Origin of the sequence: Klebsiella electrica (assembly GCF_006711645.1) — a bacterium.
In the GTDB taxonomy this organism is placed as follows: domain Bacteria; phylum Pseudomonadota; class Gammaproteobacteria; order Enterobacterales; family Enterobacteriaceae; genus Klebsiella; species Klebsiella electrica.
Genome location: NZ_CP041247.1, coordinates 3,043,977 through 3,066,724, shown reverse-complemented (window position 1 = coordinate 3,066,724; position 22,748 = coordinate 3,043,977). Strand labels below are relative to the sequence as shown.

Here is a 22,748-nt window from a genome sequence, read left to right as displayed (position 1 = left end):
TTACCCTCTTGCCGCTAATGCGGTCACTCTGTCATAGGCCGCTCCGCTGCGCAGCACATTGATCACCTGCTGAGCGTTGGCCTTCAGGTCTTCGTGGCCGTACAGGCGCATCAGCATGGCGACGTTGGCGGCGACGGCGGCTTCGTGAGCGGCTTCACCTTTACCTTGTAGCAAGCGCGTCAGAATGTCACGGTTTTCTTCCGGCGTGCCGCCAGCCAGCTGCTCCTGATGGTAAGGGGTAAGACCAAAGTCATTGGCTGTCAGCTGATAGCTTTTGATTTCCCCGTTATTCAGCTCGGCGACGACCGTCGGCGCATGCAGCGACACTTCATCCATCCCGCCGCTGTGAACCACCGCGGCACGCTGGTAGCCCAGCACGCGCAGGGTCTCGGCAATCGGCAGCACCAGTTCCGGGCTGTAGACGCCAATCAGCGCCAGCGGCGGATGCGCCGGGTTAATCAGCGGCCCGAGCACGTTGAACAGCGTGCGGGTTTTCAGCTGCTGGCGAACCGGCATCGCATGGCGGAAACCGGTGTGATACTTCGGCGCAAACAGGAAGCAGACGCCCAGTTCATCCAGCGCGGCGCGGGACTTATCGGCATGCATATCCAGGTTGATACCGAACGCCGCCAGCAGATCGGAAGAGCCCGACTTGCTTGAGACGCTGCGGTTGCCGTGTTTGGCGACTTTCAGGCCGCAGGCCGCGGCCACAAAGGCGCTGGCGGTGGAGATGTTGATGCTGTTGCTGCCGTCGCCGCCGGTACCGACGATATCGGCGAACAGGTAATCCGGACGCGGGAACGGCGCGGCGTTTTCCAGCAGGGCGGTGGCGGCGCCGGCAATCTCTTGCGGTTGTTCACCGCGCACCTTCATGCTCACCAGCGCAGCAGCCAACTGCTCGGGTTTGACCTCGCCGCGCACCACCGCAGAGAACAACTGGTGACTTTCCTGCTGGCTCAGGGTTTCCGCCTGATACAGTTTTTCGAGGATCGGCTGAATCACGTTGGTCTGTTCGAGTTTCTGTAGCGCCCATGCCAGGGTCTGCTCCAGCAGACGTGCGCCCTGGGTGGTGAGAATCGACTCCGGATGGAACTGGAAGCCGCAGACGCGGTCGGCATCATGACGCACCGCCATGACCATCCCGTTAAAGTTGGCGTTAATGGTCAGCCCGGCCGGAATATTGCTGCCGACCAGCGAGTGATAGCGCGCCACCGGCAGCGGGTTGCTCAGCCCGGCAAACATTGCCTGACCGTCATGTTCGATGCTGGAGGCTTTGCCGTGGAGGATTTCGCCAGCCTGGCCCACGTAGCCGCCGTAGGCTTCCACAATGGCCTGATGGCCGAGGCAGATACCGATGATCGGCAGCTTGCCGCGCAGCCGGGTCAGCAGCTCCGGCATGCAGCCGGCTTCGCTGGGGGTACCCGGCCCCGGGGAGAGCATCAGTACCGGATTATCCATCGTACCAATACGCTCAATTAAGGTCTGTGCCGGAACCGAGTTACGGTAAATCACCACGTTATGGCCGTTCGCGCGCAGCTGGTCTGCCAGGTTGTAGGTAAAAGAGTCGATATTATCGAGCAGCAGAATGTCGGCCATCAGAAAGTCTCCTTAGCGTGGTGGGCCTGAGCGATTGCGCGCAGCACCGCGCGAGCTTTATTGCGGGTTTCATCCGCTTCGGACTGAGGCACTGAATCCAGAACAATACCGGCGCCAGCCTGGACGGTGGCGATGCCGTCCTGCACGTAGGCAGAACGAATCACGATGCAGGTATCAAGGTCGCCGTGGGCGGTAAAGTAACCCACCGCGCCGCCGTAACTGCCGCGGCGTTTGCCTTCGGCGGCGGCGATAAGCTGCATGGCGCGGACTTTCGGCGCGCCGCTCAGGGTGCCCATATTCATACAGGCGCGATAGGCGTGCAGCACGTCGAGGTCGCTACGCAGTTCGCCAACCACCCTGGATACCAGGTGCATCACAAAGGAGTAGCGGTCTACTTTGGTCAGGTCGGCGACGTAGCGGCTGCCCGGCGTACAGATTCGCGCGAGGTCGTTACGCGCCAGGTCAACCAGCATCAGATGCTCGGAAAGCTCTTTATGGTCGGTGCGCATTTCCAGCTCGATACGGCTGTCGAGATCGCGATCCAGCGATCCGTCGGCACGGCGGCCGCGCGGGCGGGTGCCGGCAATCGGGTAGATCTCAATCTGGCGGCTGACGGCGTCATATTTCAGCGAGCTTTCAGGCGAGGCGCCAAACAGAGAGAAGTCGTTATCCTGCATAAAGAACATGTACGGGCTGGGGTTGCTCTTTTTCAGAACGTCGTAGGCCGCCAGCGCCGACGGGCAGGGCAGAGAGAAGCGACGGGACGGCACCACCTGGAAGATTTCACCGGCGCGAATGGCGCGCTGCATTTTGCGTACCACCGCACCGTACTCTTCATCGCTTTGATCGCAGTCGCAGGTCATCGATTCAACTTTGGTCACCGGCAGCGGCGCAGGCGGCTCGTTAATCTGCTGGCGAAGCTGGGCAATTCGCTGAACCAGGCGCTGTTTTTCATTTTCCAGCGGGGTGAACAGGCTCGACTGAATGCGGGTATTTTTGGTTTGATGGTCGATAACCAGCAGGGTTTCGGCCAGATAGAAACAGTAGTCCGGGCAGGCGGTGTCGCTTTCCAGCGCCGGCAGATTTTCAAAACCGGCCACCAGGTCATAGGCAAACAGGCCGCCGAAGAACATCGCTTCGCGCTCGTCCGACGGGACGGTCACCAGCTCCTGCAGCAGACGGAAGGCGTCGAAGACCGATAAAGAGCACAGGCGAGCATCTTCATCCAGCAGCGCGCTGACGGGCGGGAAGGTCAGGATCCGGCTGTTGGGCTGACGCTGATTGCCGATGCCTGAAGGCAGGGTGTTATCCAGTAAATCCAGCAACGCCGCGCCGTTAGCGGACAGCGCCTGTAAAGTGACGGTGTCACCTAGTGCGGTAATGCGCAGCGCGCTGTCCACCAGCAGCAGGCTCTTTAAATCATCTTTGCTGTCGATATCCGCGGACTCCAGCAGCAGCGTGGCCGGGCGAGCGCCGCAAAGCTGGTGGAACAACGCCGTGGGATTCTCGCGGTAAATGGCGTCGCTGGTGAGAAGCTCAAGTGCCGGTTTTGATGTTTGCATTATTGTTGTCGCCTTTCGGTATAATAATTTGTCCAATAAAAAGCCCGCTCATTGGCGGGCCGGGTATCTGTATGCTGAGTGCAAAACGCGATCACGCCGCCCGATATCAGGAGGTGCGCCACCAGCCGTGCAGAGTGATATATTGCGTTGTCATCGTGATACCCCTTCATGTGAACTTGCGTACTAGTTAACTAGTCCAGGGGAATAAAGTCAACCCCTGTTTGCAGATTTTCTCCGTGAGTCGTTATGATAATGCGCTAATTTAAGCCCATGTCCAGCAGGAGTCTCTTTGAGCGACACCCAATACGCAGTGATTTACGATCTGCACAGCCATACCACCGCCTCTGACGGGCGGCTGACTCCGCAAGAACTGGTTCATCGCGCTCACCAGATGCGCGTCGGGACGCTGGCGATTACCGACCACGATACCGTGGCGGCGATCCCCGCAGCGCGTGCCGAAATCGCCCGCGCCGGTTTACCGCTTACGTTGGTGACCGGGGTGGAAATTTCAACATTGTGGGAAAACCACGAGATTCATATTGTCGGGCTGAATATTGATATTGCGCACCCGGCGCTGACCGCGCTTCTGGAAGAGCAGAAGGCGCGTCGCCAGCTGCGCGCGCAGATGATCGCCGAGCGGCTGGAGAAAGCGCGGATTCCTGGCGCCTGGGAGGGCGCCATGAAGCTTGCCGACGGCGGGGCGGTCACCCGCGGACATTTCGCGCGCTTCCTGGTGGATGCCGGGCATGCCAGCAATATCGCCGACGTTTTTAAAAAATACCTCGCCCGCGGGAAAACCGGATACGTTCCGCCGCAGTGGTGTACAATAAAACAAGCGATTGATGTCATTCATCATTCTGGCGGCAAAGCGGTTATCGCCCATCCCGGGCGTTACGACCTCTCCGCCAAGTGGCTGAAACGGCTGTTGGCCCACTTCAGCGAGCAGGGTGGCGATGCGATGGAACTGGCGCAATGTCAGCAGGCGCCCCATGAACGTACGCAGCTTGCCGCGTATGCCGCGCAGTTTGGTCTTCTGGGTTCGCAAGGCTCTGATTTTCACCAGCCTTGTCCGTGGATCGAACTGGGCCGCAAACTTTGGCTACCCGCTGGTGTGGAAGGGATCTGGCACAGCTGGGAAACGGCCGCAGAATAAAATTGAGAGGGAAGTATGAGCCAGTTTTTTTATATCCATCCGGACAACCCGCAGGTACGGTTGATTAACCAGGCGGTGGAGATTGTGCGTAAGGGCGGGGTGATCGTTTATCCCACCGATTCCGGTTACGCGCTGGGCTGTAAGATTGAAGATAAAGGCGCGATGGAGCGTATTTGCCGTATTCGTCAGCTGCCTGATGGCCACAACTTCACGCTGATGTGCCGCGATCTGTCGGAGCTGTCCACCTATGCGTTTGTCGATAACGTGGCGTTTCGCCTGATTAAAAACAACACTCCGGGCAACTACACGTTTATCCTCAAAGGGACCAAAGAGGTACCGCGTCGCCTGCTGCAGGAGAAGCGTAAGACCATCGGCATGCGCGTGCCGTCGAACCCGATAGCCCAGGCGCTGCTGGAGACGCTCGGCGAACCGATGCTGTCGACCTCGTTGATGCTGCCGGGCAGCGAATTTACCGAATCCGATCCCGAAGAGATCAAAGACCGGCTGGAGAAGCTGGTGGATCTGATTATCCACGGCGGCTATCTGGGTCAGCAGCCGACCACCGTCATCGATCTGACCGAAGACGCGCCCGTGGTGCTGCGCGAAGGCGTCGGCGATGTGAAACCGTTCCAGTAAACCCTTTCCTCCGGGCGGGACTTCCGCGACCGCCCGGCCTTAGCGCACCGGCCAATGTTTATTTCAAGAGAATAGTGGTGTTGTGGTGGGTTATTTCCATTACGACTCGCATCCTGCTGGCGATATCTGCTGAAAACAGCGCGCTAACAGCATCCCAATATCATGCGTCAGCCGACAAAATATCCTTCCGGTTATTTTTAGAGGGAGAGCCACTATTGCCGCCGGGGAGTCAGGATATGACAGACCTTGTTAACCCTCCACAGGTTTCGCTTACTTTGAGATGGCATTTCTGTCTTAACAGAGACCACAATCTGGCTGCGGCTAGTGCCGCTGGGCGCAATATCTTCAGCGGGCAGGGAATGGATTTCGCTGAAAGGTGATGAAAAAGTGTTCTTCATCTCGGCGCGGCTGGCGATGCCCTGCAGGGAAGCAGCGGCTGGGCAACTTAACGATGAGAAAGGGGATTTCGCCACCACTATGTAAACAAATTTAAATTCTCTTGTTAAAAACCACTGCATTTGTGAGGTTGTTCACTGTTCCCATTCAGCTTTTCCTTAACATTAACTACACATGTTCAGTCAGCGCTTTTATTCTCATCACCCGTTGTCCTGGGATGCTAAGCCGCTGATAGGGTCATCTGGCGTTTAAACACGGTAATGAACAGTATAACAATCACATTGATTAATAGAGGATGAGTCATGTCGACATATTATTTTCTGCCTGCACGAAATATATTTGGTGAAGGCAGTGTGCAGGAAGCGGGTACTTTGGCAAAAACGTTAAATGTAAAAAAAATCCTTATTGTCACCGACGCGTTTCTCGAAAAGAACGGCATGGCGGATAGTGTGGCGAAAATCTATCAAGAAGCCGGGATCGATGTATATATATTTGGTGGCGCAGAGCCAAACCCCACGGATAAAAACGTCGCGGCAGGCATCGAATGCTATCGTGAACACGGTTGTAACGGGATTGTTTCACTCGGTGGCGGTTCCTCTCATGACTGTGCGAAAGGCATCGGACTGGTCGCGGCAAATGGCGGAAAGATCAGTGATTATGAAGGGGTGGATAAATCCAACAACGATATGATTCCGTTGATGGCTATCAATACCACCGCAGGTACAGCCTCCGAAATTACCCGTTTCTGTATTATTACGGATACCAGTCGCAAGGTGAAAATGGCGATCGTGGACTGGCGTGTAACCCCGCAAATTTCTATTAACGACCCGGTATTAATGGTTGGAATGCCGCCTTCTCTTACCGCCGCCACCGGCATGGATGCGCTGACTCATGCTATCGAAGCCTACGTGTCGACAATGGCTAATCCGCTGACAGATGCTGCCGCATTACAAGCTATTAAGATGATTACTCAATATCTGCCCAAAGCGGTAGCGAACGGTGAGTATATGAAGGCAAGGGACAATATGGCCTATGCCCAGTACCTCGCCGGGATCGCGTTTAATAATGCCTCGCTGGGCTATGTACACGCGATGGCGCACCAGTTGGGCGGATTCTATAACCTTCCTCATGGCGTATGTAACGCTATTCTCCTGCCTTACGTCGAATCTTTTAACCTGATTGGGAATCTTAATCGCTTCCGCGATATTGCAGAAGCCATGGGGGAAAAAGTCGCAGGACTGTCGACCGATGAAGCGGCAGTGAAAGCGATTGCCGCCATCCGTCGTCTGAGCAAACAGGTTGGCATTCCCGCCGATCTGAAAAGTCTGGGGGTCAAAACTGAAGATTTTGCCATTATGGCGGAAAATGCCAAAAAAGATGTTTGCCAGCTAACTAACCCAAGAAAAGCGACGAAAGAGCAGATCATTGAGCTTTATCGTCAAGCTTATGAAGGTGAAGGCTCGCTCTAGACAAGCGCTGTTGTCGCATTCACTGAGGATTTATTACCCCTTACAGGTAATAAGTCCTCAGGCCAGCTTATCGTTGATTAACACTTCCCGCTATCAACCAGGCTTATATTGTCTTTAATAGACATCCCCTGCAAAAATTTTTACAGTAACCCCTCTGGAGAGAAAACGAGTATTACAATAAATCCTAAGGCGTCAGTCCGTCCTTGGACCGTTCAGATTTTGGGGACAGAGAGCTTGCCTGTACTGATTATGGTGACTTCGTGGCGTAAGGGGGCGGAATGAACGATATTGAATTTAAAAAAATTTATTTGTCGCTTCCGATTGCTGCATGCGTCATTGATCGAACCTTATGTTTTGTTGCCGCGAACTCGATGTATGCGGATCTCATGCGCGCGCCGCTGGAAAGCATACCCGGCCGCTCTATGATTGGCTTTAACCCGCCTGAACACATCAGTAATGTTCGTCGTGACTTTGCAATATTAGATGAAGGGAAACAGCTCCAGGATCATGAAATTGAGTTGTGGGATGGGAATTATTGGGTATCGGTCCGGCCTGTCGTGGAGGAGGCTGACGCGCGGGTTATGTGTATTTCGGTGACGTTAACCAATATTACCCATCATATGCAAAAAGAAGAAACGCTCCATCAGCTCATTGGGCAAATGTCTATCGTTAATCAGGAGATTCAACGATTATCAGAAACCGATGCGCTTACCGGCCTCGGAAACCGTCGGGCTCTGGATGCGATACTCAAGCATGAAATGACAAATATATTTCAGGTATCGGGTAACATTTCCGTATTAATTATTGATATCGACTATTTTAAAGGCTTCAATGACACCTACGGACATCTTGCCGGAGATGATTGCCTTCGCTGTATCGCCGAGGTGATTCAAAAAAGCCTTCACAATCCTACGTACGTTGCAACCCGGTTTGGTGGCGAGGAGTTTGTGATAGTCCTGCCTCATACCGCCATCGAGGAGGCGAATTTGCTTGCCGAAACGATACGGCGCCAAATCGCAGCGATGGGACTTGCAAACCCCAGTAGCCCGTACAAGGTCGTCACGGCAAGCGTGGGAGTCGCAAATTATAATACTTCAGGCGAAAACGCCGGCAATGGCAATGAAGCGGAGATCGTGCAGTGTCTTTTGTCAGGGGCTGACTCGGCACTCTATGACGCAAAACTTAATGGCCGCAACAAGGTTTGTCTTCTTCGCTAACGTCTTCCAGATCGTACTTCCTGAATCACTCCGTACTCTACTTTTACGTTGGGCCTTTGCCGCGGGAGCCCGGCACATGAAGGCGAACAGGACGGCTGGTCTCTATCGCCGGGCGTACCCGCGCTGAATCCGGCTTCAGCGCAGCGTCCCTCGCTTCACCAGCCGCGCATCAAAAACCCGGCTTTCCGGTCGTTGCGTGTCCGGGGAAAGCAGCAGTTCACAGGCCGCTTGCGCCATCTCCGCCAGCGGCTGCGAGAAGGTGGTGAGCTGATAGCCGAGCCAACTGGCTTGCTCAATATCATCGAAGCCGATCACGCAAAGATCCTGCGGAATGCGCAGGCCAAATTCGTGGCGCGCGGCGTCGATAAAACCACAGGCGATCAAATCGGTGACGCAGAATACGCCGTCCGGGCGCAGCGGCTGGCTTAACAGTTTACGCGCGGCGAGAACGCCGGTCTGGTAGCTGGTGCTGCCGGGGCGGATCAGCGATACGTCGGTCTTCGCATCGGCTGCGGCCTGCATAAAGCGGGTTTCACGAATGACCATGCTGGGCGAGCGTGCGCTGGAGGAGACCACGGCAAGATGCTGGCATCCGGCGACAATCAACTGGTCAAAAGCCTCTTTCATCGTCGTGCTGTAGTCGATGTCGATAGTGTCCGCACCGGCGTACTGTCCCATACGGTTAATCAGAATCACCTGCTGGCCGCTTTGCAGACAGATCTCAATCAGCGAGCCGGGTGGTTTGCCCGACAGCACGATGGTGGCGGTGGAGCGGTAGTTTAAGGTCTGTTGCAGCGCCTCTTTCGCACTTGCTTCGCCGTCATCGGTATTGATAACCATCACCGCGCGTCCGGCTTTGTTCAGGCGGCGGGTCAGGTGCTCCAGCAGGCTGGACTGATACGGCGACGCCAGGTTGCCGCCGAGGATACACACCGGGCGGCTGGCCTCTTTCGACAGGCCGCGTGCCAGATGGTTAACGTGGTAGTTCAGCACCTCTGCGGCGGCGAGCACCTTGCGCCGGGTTTCCGACGAAACGCTGCTGCCGGGGGTAAAGGTACGCGATACTGCCGATCGTGACACGCCCGCCAGGCGCGCCACCTCGGTGGCGCTGGCAAATCCGGACTGTTTACTCTTATCGTTCATCATGCGGTTCCGCTGCGGCTATCGCCCGTTCGCGAAGGATGGCATGTTCCGCCAGGCGGATCAGTGACGGTTTTGGCGCTTCAAACCATTCATCCGGATGGAGCTGTCGGCGATCGCGGATTAACGCCATTGCGGCATCAAGCGTCGGGAAGCGCTGCGGGCACTCCAGGTGCATAAACAGTGCGACTAACGCCACCGAGCGGCTGCGGCCGCCGCGGCAGTTGACCAGTACATTGCCGCGCCGCCGGTTGCGGTAGGAGGCTTTATCCGGGATTTGTTGCAGCAGCGCCGAGCGCATCAGTTGATAGCCCGCGTGCAGCATCTCCGGCGCGTTGCCGTCGCCATCGATCAGCCCCAGCTTGTAGTAACGAACCGGCCCGCCGCCGTGGGAGAGCAGATGTGCGGCGGCTCCGGGTTCCGGCACGTTGACCCAGTCGATGTCGAGATTCACCGCACAGTTAATCACCACCCCGATATCGTGCTCCGCCAGCAGCGCGGCATCGCTCACCCCGGCGGATCCGCCGATATAGATATCCATTTCCCAGCCGGGAAAATCTTCCACAATCAGACTGATCGGCGGGCGGGGATATTGCGGCGCCGGGGGGATCTCCGCCGCGCCCGGTAGTGTGCTGGCGCAAGCCGGAGCGGCGTCCGGTTCGCGGAGTGTCATCGTCTCGCCAGTGTTGGCCGTTGTTCCCGCCGTCGCGGTTTTCGCAGCCGTGTCTTCCGCCAGCGGAATACCCGCCGCACGGGCCAGTTCGGCGGCGATGCCGGGGGCAACCGCCAGCACCGGCAGACCGTTGAAAATCCCTTCTGCCGTGTCGGGCGCGATGCCAGTTCGTCCACCGGCTTCGCGCACCAGCAGCATTCCGGCCAGGCAGTCCCAGGCGTTCATATGAATTTCCACGTAGCCATCGGTGCGGCCTTCCGCCACCCACGCCAGCGCCAGCGCGCCGGAACCGCCGCGCCGCACACTGGTGCCGAGATTCAGGAGCGATGCCATCACCTCCAGATAGCGGCGCTGGCTGTGGCGGGCAGACCATCCCAGCTCAACGGCGGCGCGCTGCGTGTCGGTAACCGCCGTGCAGCGCAGCGGCTGGTCGTTTTTCAGCGCGTAGTGGCCGCGCCGCGCCAGATACAGCTCCTGGCTTGAGGGGTTATAAATCGCCCCCAGTTCGGTAACGCCGTGGTGCACCCAGGCAATGCAGACGCAGAAGTGGGCGATGCCGCGGGCAAAGTTGGCGGTGCCGTCAATCGGATCGACCACCCACAGACTCTCCGCGCTGGCAGGCTGGCTGGCGGACTCTTCGCCGAGGATCAGATCATCGGGGAAGGCGTCGCCAATCGCCTGTAGAATCAGCGCCTCAACGAAGGTATCGGCCTCGGTGAGAATATCCTGGTGGCCTTTCAGTTGGTATTCGCCTGCCTGACGGGAGTGGAAGAAGTGCAGGGCGGTGTCCCCGGCCTCGGTAACAATGCGTTTGAGCGCCGCTTCGCGCCGGGCAATATCGAGAGTGGTCAAAGTATGCTGCCTGTTGAGAGTGAATAGGAACGGCTTCGTTGCTACACGATGCGCTATTTTTTGTAGTTCAGGTTCCAGATATCCTGCCAGTCCTGGCGGCTTTTCCAGTCCTCTTTCGCCGTCGCTGTCAGGTATTCCATCAGCTCGCCGCGATATTTTTCGATACCGGAAGCCTCATCGGCAGGCAGCTTTACCGCCGGGTTGGTGGACATTTTGCCATCCACGCCCTGCGGACCAATGCCTTCGGCAGTCAGCAGATAGTGAATAAACAGCTTCGCGGTGTTCGGGCTTTTGCTGCCGGTGGCCACCACGCCAAGGCTCGGATAATTCCAGCCGATAAACGGCTTCAGTCCACCGCACAGGCCCAGCTTCATGCCCTGCTTGTTGTCACGGAATTTGGCGGTGGATACCAGGCCAACGAAGTCGGTTTTACCGTCCGGTGCACCGATAGCCGAGGCCGCATCGTTATCGGAATGGGTCAGCAGCACGCCGTTGCCCGCCAGCGCTTTGACAAAGGCCGCAGTGGCGGATTTCTCATCGGTTTGCAGCGGCTTGCCGAACTGCTGTTGATAGGCATCGCGCATCTGCTGGTCGTAGTGGGTTTCCATCTGGCTGAACCAGTCGGTGTAGGCCGGTTTGCTGGTCGGGTCCTGCATTGCCACACGGCCCCGCCAGGCCGGTTCGGTCAGCTGCCAGAGATTCGTCACCGGGCAGGTGGCGTGATGGGCGGTGTTATAGGCAAAAACGTTCGGGGCCAGTACCACGGTCAGCGGATCCTGATAGCGCGCGGGAATGCTGCCTTTCAGATCGTCCGGAACCCAGCTCTGGACATACCCTTTGTTCAGCAGCTGCGTCATCCCCGCCGGGGCATCCTCAACGATGGCGACGTCGGCCCGCACGTTTTTCGCCTGCGCTTCCCGGCTGATAATTTCAATAATCTGCGGGGCATCGGCCTTGACGCCGTTAGCCTGTAGCCCGTACTGCTCGCTGAAGGCTTTCGCCTGCTGAACGATTTTACCGGTGGAGGCATAGACGGTAATCGGCTGCTCCTGCTTCGCGGCGGCGATCAGTTGCTGAAGATCGACGGTTTCAGCCTGAGCAAATGTGCTGCCCAGCAGGGCGCTGGTGACAACGGCGGCGGTCAAATTGCGCTTCATGGTGGTTCCCTTCAAAGTGATAAAGACGAGTTAACGTGCGTAAATGTCGTGACGCAGCCCGCTGCTGTTAAAGAAGTGCAGGGAGTGGGTCGGGAGCTGGCAGTGCACCTGCTGGCGTGGTTGCCAGCGCGGCCGCAACTGCGTGGAGTGGAACAGGCGATCTTCACCGGCCACCAGCTCAATCACCCAGCTGCCGCCGGTGGGCATAATGTTGTCGATGGTCATCGTAATACCGTTGTTGCCAGCCCCTTCGCTGAGCACGATCTCCTCCGGGCGAATGCCGCAGTGCAGGGTGCGATCGAGCAGGTTAAAGCGCTGCTGAAGGTGCGATGCGAGCAGGCTGACCGGCTGGTTCAGAGGGATCATATTCAGCCGCGGCGTACCGATAAACTCGGCGACAAAGCGGTTGGCCGGGGTGGCGTAAATCTCATCCGGGGTCCCGACCTGCTGCATATGCCCGGCGCTCATCACCGCAATGGTCGTGGCGAGGGTCATCGCTTCCCACTGATCGTGGCTGACGAAGACGATGGTGGTGCCAAAGGTTTCATGCAGCCGACGCAGCTCGGCGCGCATCTCCAGACGCAGGGTGGCATCAAGGTTGGAAAGCGGTTCGTCCAGCAGCAATACGCCGGGGTTCACCGCCAGCATGCGCGCCAGGGCCACGCGCTGCTGCTGACCGCCGGAAAGCTGTGCCGGATAGCGTTTGGCGTAATCGGCAATGCGCAGCTTTTCCATCACGTCCTGGCAACGGGCGATACGCTCGTGGGTAGGCGCCTTTTGCAGACGCAGGCCAAAATCCACGTTCTGTTCGACGGTCATATGTGGCCAGAGCGCGTAGCTCTGGAACACCAGGCCGATGCCACGCTTTTCAGGTGGCACGTAAGTGCCATGGGCGATGGAATCGACGAGCTTATCGCCAATGCGGATCTCGCCGCCGCTGGCATGCTCAATCCCGGCGATCATCCTCAGGATGGTGGTTTTCCCGCAGCCAGACGGCCCCAGCAGGCACATAAACTCGCCATCTTTCACCGTCAGGTTGATATTGTTGACCGCCGGCGTATCGCTGCCGGGGTAGGTTTTGGTGAGATTGTTCAAATGAATCGTCGGCATCTTATTTCTCCAGTCCGTCAGCCAGACCGGTACCGGTGATCTTCTGGATAATCACCGTGCCAGCCCATGAAATTAGCGCAATCATCAGCACCACGGCGTTGGCCGCCTGCTGGTAGTTGTAGTCAATCAGGCGCAGGGAATAGGTGGTCAGCACATCGGTCGCCGGGGTGGCGAGGATCACGAACAGGCTTACGCCTTTAATCCCTGAGATAAACGGCAGCAGTACCCCGGTGGCCAGCGGCGCGGCCTGAATTGGGATCACGATGCGGCGGATACGGGCGAACCAACCCGCTCCGGCAATGCGCGCCGCCTCTTCGGCTTCTTTGCCCAACTGGGTCATCGCGGCGATACCGGAACGGCTGGCGTACGGCATTTTTTCCGCGATCAGTGCCAGTACCAGAATCAGCGGCGTACCGTACAGCGCCGGGAGCGGTCCTCTGGCCACCGCAAACAACGACAGGAAGGCGGCGGCGAAGGCGATGCCGGGCACCAGATAAGGCAGGAAAGTTAGCTGGCGCAGGCAGGCGGCCATCCAGCGGAAATGGCAGCGCATCACCGCGTAGCCGACCAGCAGCCCCAGCACGCCGCAGGCGACAGACGCCGAGCCGACGATCAGCAGCGTGTTCCACACCGTGTACCAGAACTCGGTGGTCAAGAGAATGCCGTTACGCAGCGCCACCGTATCGAGGTCATGGCCGATCCAGTAGGCGAGGGTGAAGTTATCGGCGGTAAAGCGCCCCGGCAGGATCATAATGGTCGACAGGAACAGGGTCAGCAGCGGGATAGCCACGCCGAGTGCCACGAACAGTAGCGGTATTGTCCCGGCGGCGATGCGCCAGCGGCCCAGATGGCTGCGGCGCTCCATCACGCCCTTGCCGCCCACGGTGACGAAGCGTTTTGCCTCGCGCAGCATTTTCATATCCAGCATCAGGGTTAGCATACCCATCAGCATGATCACCGTGGCGATGACCGCCGCCACGCCGGACTGGCGCGTGCCGATAGCGCGATACAGCCCGGTGGAGAGGGTATCGAAATGCACCGGCAGACCGAGGATATAGGGCAGGGCGAACTCGCCGATGCAGTCGGCAAAAATCAGCAGCGCGGCGGAAAGCAGCGCCGGGCGCACCAGCGGAATAATGATTTTAAAGGCGATCGCGTTGCGGGATGCGCCGAGCACCCTGGCGCACTCTTCCATCTGGCTGTCCATGCGCTTTAGCGCGTTACCGACAATCAGGATCACCAGCGGGGCGTAGTGCAGCACCATAATGGTGACGATAGGGAAGTAGCCATAGGCCATCCAGTTTGGCGTCTGAATGCCCATGGCTTCCAGCCAGCCCGGCTGTCCGCCGATGGCGTGGTTTTTGAAAATTGTGCTCCACGCCAGCGCGAAGGTCCAGGAAGGCAGCATAAACGGCACGATCAGCAGGGTGGCAAACCACTTTCTGCCGGCAATATCGGTGCGGTTGATAAGCCACGCCAGCGCAACGCCGACCACTATCGCCCCGGCCACGGTGCTCAGGGCCACCGCCAGCGTATTGAGCATCGGCGTCCACAGGAGCAGTTCGGACATCCGCGAGGTCAGCGTGCGCAGCAGGTAATAGGCGGTGACGGTGCCTTCGGGCGCGCCGGTGCGGCCTTCATCGCCGCTCTGAACCAGAACCGCATTCAGCAGCACCGAGACTACCGGGGCAAGGATTATCCAACTGAACAGCATCAGCAGCAGCGCGGCCAGCAGATTGGCGGGTTCATGGCTGATAATCGACAGCGTATGACGGATTCTGGGCCACACGCCTGGGCGGTGGCGGATTTCAACTTGGTAAGACACGGGTTTACCCCTGGCTATGAAAGACAGACAGGAATATATCGGCGCAATGTGACAGTTTTGCGAGTTTTTTGCACATATGTGCAAATGTGCGCGAGTTTATTTTATCCCCTGTCAATATGTTGCCCTGTCGGGAGACAGGGCAGGCAGTCGCTGAGTTATTTTACGGCGGCGAAGGCCGCGGCTACGCGCGCGATATTGCCGTGGTTAATACCCGCGATACAGACACGCCCGCTGGCAATCAAGTAGACGCCAAATGCTTCACGCAGCTTATCCACCTGTTGCGCGCTGAACCCGGTGTCACTGAACATACCGCGCTGGGTTAGCAACCACGAAAAGTCGTGCTCCGGCAGGGCGTCTTTGAGCGTCTCCACCAGGGCCTGGCGCATTCATTACACCGCATAGCGTCCCGGGCGGTGGTTCATGGCAATAATCGAATTGAGGATCACGGCACCTACAATAGAGGTGGCCAGCATCGGCAGGCTCACGAAGAACAGCGACGCGGTCACGATGCAGGCATCGACCACCATCTGGAATTTACCGGCGCGGATGCCGCTTTTATCCTGCAGGTAGAGCGCCAGAATGTTGACGCCGCCGAGGCTTGCTTTATGGCGGAACAGCACCACAAAACCAATCCCCACCACAATGTTGCCGAACAGCGTAGCGTAGTAAGGATTGAGCTGGTCGAAATGGATAAAGCGGCCGTGCAGCTCGGAAAATAACGACACCAGCGCTACCGCACAGAAGGTTTTGAGGGTGAACTGCGCCCCCATTCGGCGAATAGAAAGCCAGTAAAACGGCAGGTTAATCGCAAAGAAGGCGGCGCTAAACGGCACATGGGCGGCGTAGTGGATGAGAAACGCCATGCCGGCTGTACCGCCCGTCAGCGCGCCTGCCTGGCGAAATAAAATAATGCCGAAAGAGATCATCAGCGTGCTGAACAGCAGCGCCAGCGCATCTTCCAGCCAGGAGTGCGCGAGTTTATTGGGGGTCAGGACATTATCCATTAGAAAGTACGATCCAATGATGGCGAAAGATAAGTCATATTCTGCAAAAATCGCACCAGAGACGCTTGCTGGTGCGATTGAGTGCGGAAAATACAGACAGCCTTATCGCTAATGCATTGATATTGTGAAAGAGAGTTTTTGCGCGCTTCGTGCGTATTATGGCCTTATTGCGGGCGATGTGTGTATTTTTTGTTGGTCAAATACATCAATTAAGCAAATGATTGCACCAAAATAAAATGCATTGCCTCGTTTCAGGGCACTAAACCGCTTCCTGGCATCAACTGACCATTTTCTTTCAGCCTGTTCAGCACCACCGAGGTTTTCAAATGGGCAACCCCTTTATTCTGAGCCAAAATATGGCTGATTAAATGGCTCAGTGCCGGCAAATCCGCTACGGCAACCCGGAGTAGATAATCAGCGTCGCCGGTGGTTTTCCAGGCATCAAGAATGGCGTCTACTTCGCTCAGCATCTGGTGGAAGCTCTCCACATACTCCTGCGTGTGGTTTAAGAGGCGCACCTCAATTAACCCCAGCATTTCACGCCCGGCCACGTCCGGAGCGAGCCGCGCGTGGTAGCCGAGAATCAGTTGCGCCTGTTCCAGCGCGATACGACGGCGTGAGCACTGGGAAGCGGAAAGGCCGACGAGACCGCCCAGTTCCTGATTGGTCAAACGGCCATTGGCCTGCAGCAAGGTGAGGATTTTCAGATCAAAGTCGTCAATGTTATACATGTGAGCCAATACCGGAACAAAAAAGAGGCTATCAGACTAACAGTTTTTTTGATGGCGGGAAGCCTGACGGCGTTGCGCTTTTTCCCTTTGCACCAAAATGGTTCGCTTTCATGCATGTTAAGGCTGTTTTTCTCATGAAGTGTGCAAATCAGGCTTATTTATTGCGCGATTATGATGATAAATCCGCCAATACTCACAAGGTGTGAATGAGGTTGAAGGTTTAATTTTCTATTTTTTCAGTTGGTTAGCCTGCCGTTGTCGATTTCTTCCCACTGGCTGGCCTGGAAGTTGCTCAGGCCGGGAGTGATGTTTACAAACAGGGGGAAGCTTAAAGATGGCAGCACAGCAAGATAATGAATTAAAACGCGGGTTAAAAAACCGCCACATCCAGTTAATTGCGCTTGGCGGGGCCGTTGGCACCGGGCTTTTTTTAGGCATTGCGCAGACCATTCGCATGGCCGGACCATCCGTACTGCTGGGGTACGCGATAGCCGGGCTCATTGCTTTTTTTATTATGCGACAGCTCGGCGAAATGGTGGTTGAAGAGCCGGTGGCAGGATCATTCAGCCATTTCGCCAATCGCTACTGGGGGCCCTTCGCCGGGTTTATGTCCGGCTGGAACTACTGGGTGCTGTATGTGCTGGTAAGCATGGCGGAACTGACGGCGGTCGGGATTTATATTCAGTACTGGTGGCCGGGCGTGCCTACGTGGGTGTCGGCGGCCATTTTCTTTGTGGTCATTAACGCCATCAACCTGACGAGCGTCAAAGTGTACGGCGAGATGGAGTTTTGGTTCTCCATCATCAAGGTGGCGGCCATCATCAGTATGATTGCCTTTGGTTGCTATCTGCTGTTCAGCGGCAGCGGTGGTCCGGAGGCTTCCGTGGCGAACCTGTGGCAGGATGGCGGTTTCTTCCCGAACGGTATCAGCGGATTAGTGATGGCGATGGCGGTGATCATGTTCTCCTTTGGCGGTCTGGAGCTGGTAGGGATCACGGCGGCGGAAGCCGACAACCCGCAAAAAAGCATTCCTGAGGCCACTAATCAAGTTATCTACCGCATCCTGTTGTTTTATGTGGGTTCGCTGGCCGTGTTGTTGTCGCTCTATCCGTGGAGAAACGTGGTGGAAGGCGGCAGCCCGTTCGTCCTGATTTTCCATGCGCTGGACAGCAATATTGTCGCTAACGCCCTCAACCTGGTGGTGCTCTCCGCCGCACTGTCGGTCTACAATAGCTGCGTTTACTGCAACAGCCGGATGCTGTTTGGCCTGGCGCGGCAGGGTCACGCGCCGCGTTCGCTGCTCAAGGTGAACCGCCGGGGGATCCCGCTGGCCGCGCTCGGCGTTTCCGCTGTCGCAACGGCGCTGTGTGTGCTAATCAACTATGTGATGCCGGGCAAAGCCTTCGAATTGCTGATGGCTCTGGTGGTTGCTGCCCTAGTGATCAACTGGGCGATGATTTGCATCACCCATCTGAAATTCCGTCTCGCCATGCAGAAAGCCGGGAAAACCACCGCTTTTAAAAGCCTTGGTTATCCGCTGACTAACGTTATTTGTCTGCTGTTTCTGGCGGGGATCCTGGTGGTGATGTTTATGACGCCGGGGATTCGTATCTCTGTGTGTCTGATCCCGGCATGGCTGCTGGTGCTGGGGGCGGGCTATATGTTCAAGAAAAAACGCGCCATGGCATCCGTACAACTGACGGAAGTGAACGAAGGTTAAAGTGAATTTCCCTGCTGACTGGCGGGCATCGACACTCTCCGTGGCTGAGCAGGGAGGATAAATCGGGATCGGGATTTGATTCACATACCTGCGGGTAAACAGACGTTATGCCGAGGGGGATTCTGCGCCGGAAATACCGGGTTTTCCGGCTAAGCATCTTTGACAGCTGCTGACGTGTGCACTTAAAACATGTTAACTTACCTTTTGGCCTTGTCGGAATGCTTCACGCGTTTCGTTCAAACTCATAACGTTAGCCCCGCCTCTGTAGTCAGAGTCCCCTGCTTGAACAGGATAATCCTCCCGGCTGCAGCTGGGAAAATCTCAAAACTACCTTCTTCGGGGAATTCATACTGACCACAACAAGGGCATGAGTGTTTAAAATCCATCATTTCTGCTTCTCCCGGTATCCCATCCCACCTTTCGGCTTAAACATTGTTTTCGGTACTCCGTCCTTAGTCTTTACGGAGAAAGTATTTGTCGCTGGATGATAGTACATCACATCGCCATTCTGTCGGACCTTCGTTAAAGTCCCTGTGGGAGGTGTTCGAACAAAATCATGAGTAGCATCAACGTACTCCTTCGAGTTGTTGAAAGACTTGTCTACAAATTCATGCCCGTGTTTAACCCAGTGACCATAAGCATTTTCCACAGGTTCGGCTGCTTTAGTTTTTGTCCAAATAGGATCATCGGGATTTTTACTAAGGTAGATATAAGTCGGCGGGATGTCTGACACGGGCAGGATCAGAATGTAATCCGCGAAACCCTTCTCATCCGGTGTCGGGGTTGCCGTGCTGGTGATCCGGGTGTCATCCGGTAGCGGGTCAACAAGTATTGTCCCCGGTAGCCGTGGCGGTGTCTGGTTACCTGTGTTTGATGGCGTATTAACTCCCGAACTGTCCGGGGTCCAGATGATTGTTACGGGGTTTTCTTCCTCAGTGGTTAAGGTGTACGCCTCGTAACCGACGCCCGTCAAATAAGGCATCAGAGACAAAGTCCATGCCCCAGACATGATTCGGATACAGCCCCTGAGGCTGGGGCTGTCGGCGCTGTGCCGATTTATTACGGCGTGGGCATTTGAGACGCAGGGACAGCCCCTGCTCGCTGTAGAGTCGGTAAATGCGTTTATGATTATCCCGCCAGCCCTCCCGCCTGAGCATGACGTGAACCCTGCGGTAGCCATAGTGAACCCGGGTTTCGGTGATCTCCCTTGATACGGAGGCGCAACGCGCTGTCGTCTGCTGCTACAGAACGGTAGCGGAAAGAGCTGCGGCTGGCCCGTAGCGCAAAACAGACCTGCCTCTCACTGGCCCCGTAGCGTGCCTGCAGGTCCCGGACCCATTCGCGCAGACGTGCCAGCGTCAGCTCTTTTTTGCCAGCACATCCTGCAGCATGGCCTTGTCGAGGCTCAGATCGGCAACCAGCTTCTTCAGCCTGAGATTCCCTTCCTCAAGCTGCCGCATGTGTTTCAGCTCCGAAGGAGAAATCCCGCCGTATTTCTTGCGCCATGTATAGAACGTGGCATCGGAAATGCCCAGCTTACGGCAGACCTCCGGCACGGACGTCCTCAGTTCAGCCTGTTTCAGGGTAAAGACAATCTGCTCTTCGGTGAATCGTGATTTTTTCATCGGCACCACCTCCGTTCAGGGAGTGTAGTTCATGCCGGAATTCTGTTTCTGAATGGCTCAGGATTTTGGGTCAGGGTCACTCAATCCCCATTGTCCCATTCTGAACCAGCGGGATGTATGGACGGATCTGATTCATGATCACTTCGGCTTGTTTTTGGCTATCAGTACCGAGACTCATACGTACAAAACTAGTTGAATCATTTAGTCTAAAATTCGTGTAGTATGTGCGCCCACGAATCATTGTGTGTGACAGCTTGTGTGACACGTTGTTTGCCATGCTGTGTACCATGAAATAGTTACAGATCAGTGAGTTAAGTTTATTATTCGACTAACTCGTTGTTTCGCAAAGTATATCAGACGCCTGGGAAGGCGACACCTTAAGGAAGCTCAATGAGCGAGAAATTACAGAAAGTGCTGGCCCGCGCCGGCCACGGCTCCCGCCGTGAAATTGAATCTAAAATCGAAGCTGGCCGCGTCAGCGTCGATGGTAAAGTCGCCACCCTCGGCGATCGTGTAGAAGTGGTTCCGGGTTTAAAAATTCGTATCGATGGTCATCTGATTTCGGTGAAAGAGTCCGCTGAACAGATTTGCCGCGTCCTGGCGTATTACAAGCCGGAAGGCGAACTCTGCACGCGTAACGATCCTGAAGGCCGTCCGACGGTATTTGACCGATTGCCGAAACTGCGCGGCGCGCGCTGGATTGCGGTGGGGCGTCTGGATGTCAACACCTGCGGTCTGCTGCTGTTTACCACCGATGGCGAACTGGCAAACCGTCTGATGCACCCGAGCCGCGAAGTGGAACGTGAGTACGCCGTGCGTGTGTTTGGTCAGGTTGATGACGACAAACTGCGTCAGCTGTCTCGCGGCGTGCAGCTGGAAGATGGCCCGGCGGCGTTTAAAACGATCAAGTTTGCCGGCGGCGAAGGGATTAACCAGTGGTACAATGTCACGCTGACCGAAGGGCGCAACCGTGAAGTCCGCCGTCTGTGGGAAGCGGTTGGCGTGCAGGTCAGCCGTCTGATTCGCGTGCGCTACGGCGATATTCCGTTGCCGAAAGGCCTGCCTCGCGGCGGCTATACCGAGCTGGATCTGGCGCAAACCAACTACCTGCGCGAGCTGGTTGAACTGCCTGCGGAAACCACCTCGAAAGTCGCGGTAGAGAAAGATCGTCGCCGTATGAAGGCGAATCAGATTCGCCGCGCGGTGAAACGCCATTCCCAGGTGGGAAACAGCAACAACCGCCGTTCGGGCGGCAGCCGTAGCAACGGCTAATCTGCTTAAATCCGGCGGGTTCCCGCCGGATTCCTCTTTAAAGTGGTGCTGGCGTCAGGTGAAGATTCATTGCGCCTGCCGCTGAATGCCACGCTTATCAGTAATCAATCCCCATCTGCGCTTTGATACCGGCATCGAATGCGTGCTTAACCGGTCGCAACTCGCTGACGGTATCAGCCAGCTCGATGATCTCCCGGTGGCAGCCGCGTCCGGTGATGATCACCGTTTGCTGTAGCGGGCGGTTGCGCAGCGCACTAAGGACCGTTTCGAGCGGCAAATAGTCGTACGCCACCATGTAAGTCAGCTCATCCAGCAGCACCATGTCCAGGGATTCGTCGGCCAGCATCCGCTGCGCGTGTTCCCAGACCGCAAGGCAGGCCGCCGTATCGCTTTCACGATCCTGGGTATTCCAGGTAAACCCGGTGGCCATCACCTGAAACTCTACGCCGTGCGGCTCCAGCAGGTTGCGCTCGCCGTTGGGCCAGGTGCCTTTGATAAACTGGATGACGCCCGCTTTTTTTCCATGCCCGATAGCGCGGGTGACGGTACCAAAACCGGCCGTCGTTTTGCCTTTTCCGTTGCCGGTGAAAACGATGACGATGCCGCGTTCTTCCTGCGCCGCCGCCACGCGGGCATCCACTTTATCTTTTACCCGCTGCTGGCGTTCACGGTAGCGTTCATCACTCATTGTGCAATTCCTGGTTTACGCCCTGGCTGGGCATCGAAAGTCATTCCCGTCTTGCGACGGCTGTCATCGCCCATCAGCCATAGATAAACCGGCATAATATCGGCGGGGGTTTTGAGCTTTTGCGGATCTTCCGTCGGGAACGCGTTGGCGCGCATTTTGGTGCGCGTTCCGCCTGGATTGATACAGTTAACCCGCAGGTGACGGCTCTGGTACTCTTCGGCCAGCACCTGCATCATCCCTTCAGTGGCAAACTTGGAGGCCGCATAGGCACCCCAGTTGGCGCGTCCCTGGCGGCCGACGCTGGAGGAGGTGAAGACCAGCGAACCCGACTCCGACTTGAGTAATAAAGGAAGCAGCGCCTGGGTCAGCATAAAGGTGCCGTTGACGTTGACCTGCATCACCTGCTGCCAGACTTCCGGCTTCTGTTGATCCATCGGGCAGACATCGCCCAGCAGACCGGCATTGTGCAGTACGCCATCAAGACGCGGGTAGTGGACGCTAATCTGCTGTGCCAGCTGCTGGCACTCCTGCGGCGTGCAGGTTAACAGATCCAACGTGAACCAACGCGCCGGAAGCCCGCCGGCCTGGTCTATTTCCTGCGCCACGCTGCGCAGTTTCTCTTCGTTACGTCCGACCAGCACAACGCTTGCGCTGTAGCGCGAATAGGTCAATGCGGCTTCGCGGCCGATACCGTCGCTGGCGCCGGTAACCAGGATAATGCGATCTTTTAATAAATGATGCTGCGGTTGATAGTGCACGGCGACTCCTTGGGCAATCTGCTGACGATCGCGCGTTGTATTCGGTCTCATACTTTTGCGTTTTATGCCTGAAACAGCCGGGCATTGCAATCAGCGAAGGGGAAACTCTTCGCGGAATGAATATCTTGCAATGATTTCATCGTCGCTGAAAAAAACGGGAAGGG

Annotated in this window: 18 protein-coding genes, 3 pseudogenes and 1 other annotated feature; of the genes and pseudogenes, 6 read left to right on the top strand and 15 right to left on the bottom strand. The window is 56.7% G+C overall.

All coding sequences use genetic code 11. From position 1 onward, the window contains the following. Both trpD and Electrica_RS14635 read right to left on the bottom strand, forming a co-directional pair. Positions 1-1,596, bottom strand: a complete 1,596-nt coding sequence (trpD, locus tag Electrica_RS14640) for a bifunctional anthranilate synthase glutamate amidotransferase component TrpG/anthranilate phosphoribosyltransferase TrpD (RefSeq protein ID WP_100683965.1) — start codon at positions 1,594-1,596, stop codon at positions 1-3. Beyond that, positions 1,596-3,158 (bottom strand): anthranilate synthase component 1, encoded by a 1,563-nt coding sequence (locus tag Electrica_RS14635; RefSeq protein WP_141964824.1) that lies wholly within the window; start codon positions 3,156-3,158, stop codon positions 1,596-1,598. Before Electrica_RS14635 ends, trpD begins: the two co-directional genes overlap by 1 nt. Before the next feature lie 34 nt (positions 3,159-3,192). After that, positions 3,193-3,288, bottom strand: a sequence feature (Trp leader region). A 159-nt stretch (positions 3,289-3,447) separates the two neighbouring features. Here Electrica_RS14635 and rnm point away from each other — a divergent pair. Both rnm and Electrica_RS14625 read left to right on the top strand, forming a co-directional pair. Continuing rightward, entirely contained in the window at positions 3,448-4,311 is an 864-nt protein-coding gene (rnm, locus tag Electrica_RS14630; RefSeq protein ID WP_100683963.1) for an RNase RNM, read from the top strand. A gap of 15 nt (positions 4,312-4,326) precedes the next feature. Then, positions 4,327-4,947, top strand: coding sequence for an L-threonylcarbamoyladenylate synthase (locus Electrica_RS14625; protein ID WP_100683962.1), 621 nt, complete (start codon positions 4,327-4,329; stop codon positions 4,945-4,947). A gap of 212 nt (positions 4,948-5,159) precedes the next feature. On the opposite strand, the gene Electrica_RS14620 is transcribed toward Electrica_RS14625, so the two are convergent. Beyond that, the gene (locus Electrica_RS14620; protein ID WP_141964823.1) at positions 5,160-5,465 is read right to left on the bottom strand and encodes a hypothetical protein; all 306 of its coding nucleotides are present in this window, start codon (positions 5,463-5,465) and stop codon (positions 5,160-5,162) included. Positions 5,466-5,645: 180 nt separating this feature from the next. Here Electrica_RS14620 and Electrica_RS14615 point away from each other — a divergent pair, with 180 nt between their 5' ends. Further along, positions 5,646-6,812 carry an iron-containing alcohol dehydrogenase gene (locus Electrica_RS14615; RefSeq protein WP_100683961.1) on the top strand — a complete coding sequence of 389 codons (1,167 nt, stop codon included), beginning with the start codon at positions 5,646-5,648 and terminating at the stop codon, positions 6,810-6,812. A gap of 278 nt (positions 6,813-7,090) precedes the next feature. Further along, positions 7,091-8,029: a sensor domain-containing diguanylate cyclase gene (locus Electrica_RS14610; RefSeq protein WP_141964822.1), complete on the top strand. Its 939-nt coding sequence runs from the start codon at positions 7,091-7,093 to the stop codon at positions 8,027-8,029. Between the two features lie 135 nt (positions 8,030-8,164). On the opposite strand, the gene Electrica_RS14605 is transcribed toward Electrica_RS14610, so the two are convergent. The 8 genes and pseudogenes from Electrica_RS14605 to Electrica_RS14570 all read right to left on the bottom strand — a co-directional run bounded on the left by Electrica_RS14605 (position 8,165) and on the right by Electrica_RS14570 (position 16,521). Continuing rightward, entirely contained in the window at positions 8,165-9,175 is a 1,011-nt protein-coding gene (locus tag Electrica_RS14605) for a LacI family DNA-binding transcriptional regulator (RefSeq protein WP_141964821.1), read from the bottom strand. Then, positions 9,162-10,694, bottom strand: coding sequence for an inositol monophosphatase family protein (locus Electrica_RS14600; protein WP_141964820.1), 1,533 nt, complete (start codon positions 10,692-10,694; stop codon positions 9,162-9,164). The genes Electrica_RS14605 and Electrica_RS14600 overlap by 14 nt, the downstream gene beginning before the upstream one ends. A gap of 53 nt (positions 10,695-10,747) precedes the next feature. Then, positions 10,748-11,851, bottom strand: a complete 1,104-nt coding sequence (locus Electrica_RS14595; RefSeq protein WP_141964819.1) for an ABC transporter substrate-binding protein — start codon at positions 11,849-11,851, stop codon at positions 10,748-10,750. A 30-nt stretch (positions 11,852-11,881) separates the two neighbouring features. Continuing rightward, positions 11,882-12,961: an ABC transporter ATP-binding protein gene (locus tag Electrica_RS14590; RefSeq protein WP_131050214.1), complete on the bottom strand. Its 1,080-nt coding sequence runs from the start codon at positions 12,959-12,961 to the stop codon at positions 11,882-11,884. Position 12,962: 1 nt separating this feature from the next. Then, positions 12,963-14,786, bottom strand: coding sequence for an ABC transporter permease (locus Electrica_RS14585; protein ID WP_141964818.1), 1,824 nt, complete (start codon positions 14,784-14,786; stop codon positions 12,963-12,965). A 155-nt stretch (positions 14,787-14,941) separates the two neighbouring features. Next, positions 14,942-15,172: pseudogene (locus tag Electrica_RS14580) on the bottom strand (aminotransferase class I/II-fold pyridoxal phosphate-dependent enzyme); the annotation flags it as partial. A gap of 3 nt (positions 15,173-15,175) precedes the next feature. Further along, on the bottom strand, positions 15,176-15,790 hold the full coding sequence (locus Electrica_RS14575) for a YitT family protein (protein WP_141964816.1): 615 nt from the start codon (positions 15,788-15,790) through the stop codon (positions 15,176-15,178). Positions 15,791-16,041: 251 nt separating this feature from the next. Continuing rightward, entirely contained in the window at positions 16,042-16,521 is a 480-nt protein-coding gene (locus tag Electrica_RS14570; protein WP_100683953.1) for an Lrp/AsnC family transcriptional regulator, read from the bottom strand. A gap of 334 nt (positions 16,522-16,855) precedes the next feature. On the opposite strand from Electrica_RS14570, the gene Electrica_RS14565 reads away from it, so the two are divergent. Continuing rightward, positions 16,856-18,241 carry an amino acid permease gene (locus tag Electrica_RS14565; protein WP_141964815.1) on the top strand — a complete coding sequence of 462 codons (1,386 nt, stop codon included), beginning with the start codon at positions 16,856-16,858 and terminating at the stop codon, positions 18,239-18,241. A gap of 385 nt (positions 18,242-18,626) precedes the next feature. On the opposite strand, the pseudogene Electrica_RS14555 reads toward Electrica_RS14565, so the two are convergent. Together Electrica_RS14555 and Electrica_RS28910 are read right to left on the bottom strand one after the other, a co-directional pair. Next, positions 18,627-19,157, bottom strand: a pseudogene (locus Electrica_RS14555) (S-type pyocin domain-containing protein); the annotation flags it as partial. 37 nt (positions 19,158-19,194) lie between these two features. Beyond that, positions 19,195-19,866 (bottom strand): annotated as a pseudogene (locus tag Electrica_RS28910) (transposase); the annotation flags it as partial. A 390-nt stretch (positions 19,867-20,256) separates the two neighbouring features. Between Electrica_RS28910 and rluB the strand changes: the two are divergent. Then, a complete protein-coding gene (gene rluB / locus Electrica_RS14540; RefSeq protein ID WP_004861010.1) occupies positions 20,257-21,138 on the top strand; it encodes a 23S rRNA pseudouridine(2605) synthase RluB in 882 nt (293 codons plus the stop codon). A gap of 97 nt (positions 21,139-21,235) precedes the next feature. Here rluB and cobO read toward each other — a convergent pair whose 3' ends face one another. Together cobO and Electrica_RS14530 are read right to left on the bottom strand one after the other, a co-directional pair. Further along, positions 21,236-21,826 (bottom strand): cob(I)yrinic acid a,c-diamide adenosyltransferase, encoded by a 591-nt coding sequence (gene cobO / locus Electrica_RS14535; protein WP_100683932.1) that lies wholly within the window; start codon positions 21,824-21,826, stop codon positions 21,236-21,238. Further along, a complete protein-coding gene (locus Electrica_RS14530; protein ID WP_100683931.1) occupies positions 21,823-22,584 on the bottom strand; it encodes a YciK family oxidoreductase in 762 nt (253 codons plus the stop codon). The genes cobO and Electrica_RS14530 overlap by 4 nt, the downstream gene beginning before the upstream one ends. Positions 22,585-22,748: the final 164 nt, after the last annotated feature.

Coding starts and splice junctions, on each gene's coding strand:
- trpD (WP_100683965.1), bottom strand. CDS start 1,596: ATGGCCGACATTCTGCTGCTCGATAATATCGACTCTTTTACCTACAAC.
- Electrica_RS14635 (WP_141964824.1), bottom strand. CDS start 3,158: ATGCAAACATCAAAACCGGCACTTGAGCTTCTCACCAGCGACGCCATT.
- Electrica_RS14625 (WP_100683962.1), top strand. CDS start 4,327: ATGAGCCAGTTTTTTTATATCCATCCGGACAACCCGCAGGTACGGTTG.
- Electrica_RS14620 (WP_141964823.1), bottom strand. CDS start 5,465: ATGCAGTGGTTTTTAACAAGAGAATTTAAATTTGTTTACATAGTGGTG.
- Electrica_RS14615 (WP_100683961.1), top strand. CDS start 5,646: ATGTCGACATATTATTTTCTGCCTGCACGAAATATATTTGGTGAAGGC.
- Electrica_RS14610 (WP_141964822.1), top strand. CDS start 7,091: ATGAACGATATTGAATTTAAAAAAATTTATTTGTCGCTTCCGATTGCT.
- Electrica_RS14605 (WP_141964821.1), bottom strand. CDS start 9,175: ATGATGAACGATAAGAGTAAACAGTCCGGATTTGCCAGCGCCACCGAG.
- Electrica_RS14595 (WP_141964819.1), bottom strand. CDS start 11,851: ATGAAGCGCAATTTGACCGCCGCCGTTGTCACCAGCGCCCTGCTGGGC.
- Electrica_RS14590 (WP_131050214.1), bottom strand. CDS start 12,961: ATGCCGACGATTCATTTGAACAATCTCACCAAAACCTACCCCGGCAGC.
- Electrica_RS14575 (WP_141964816.1), bottom strand. CDS start 15,790: ATGGATAATGTCCTGACCCCCAATAAACTCGCGCACTCCTGGCTGGAA.
- Electrica_RS14570 (WP_100683953.1), bottom strand. CDS start 16,521: ATGTATAACATTGACGACTTTGATCTGAAAATCCTCACCTTGCTGCAG.
- Electrica_RS14565 (WP_141964815.1), top strand. CDS start 16,856: ATGGCAGCACAGCAAGATAATGAATTAAAACGCGGGTTAAAAAACCGC.
- rluB (WP_004861010.1), top strand. CDS start 20,257: ATGAGCGAGAAATTACAGAAAGTGCTGGCCCGCGCCGGCCACGGCTCC.
- cobO (WP_100683932.1), bottom strand. CDS start 21,826: ATGAGTGATGAACGCTACCGTGAACGCCAGCAGCGGGTAAAAGATAAA.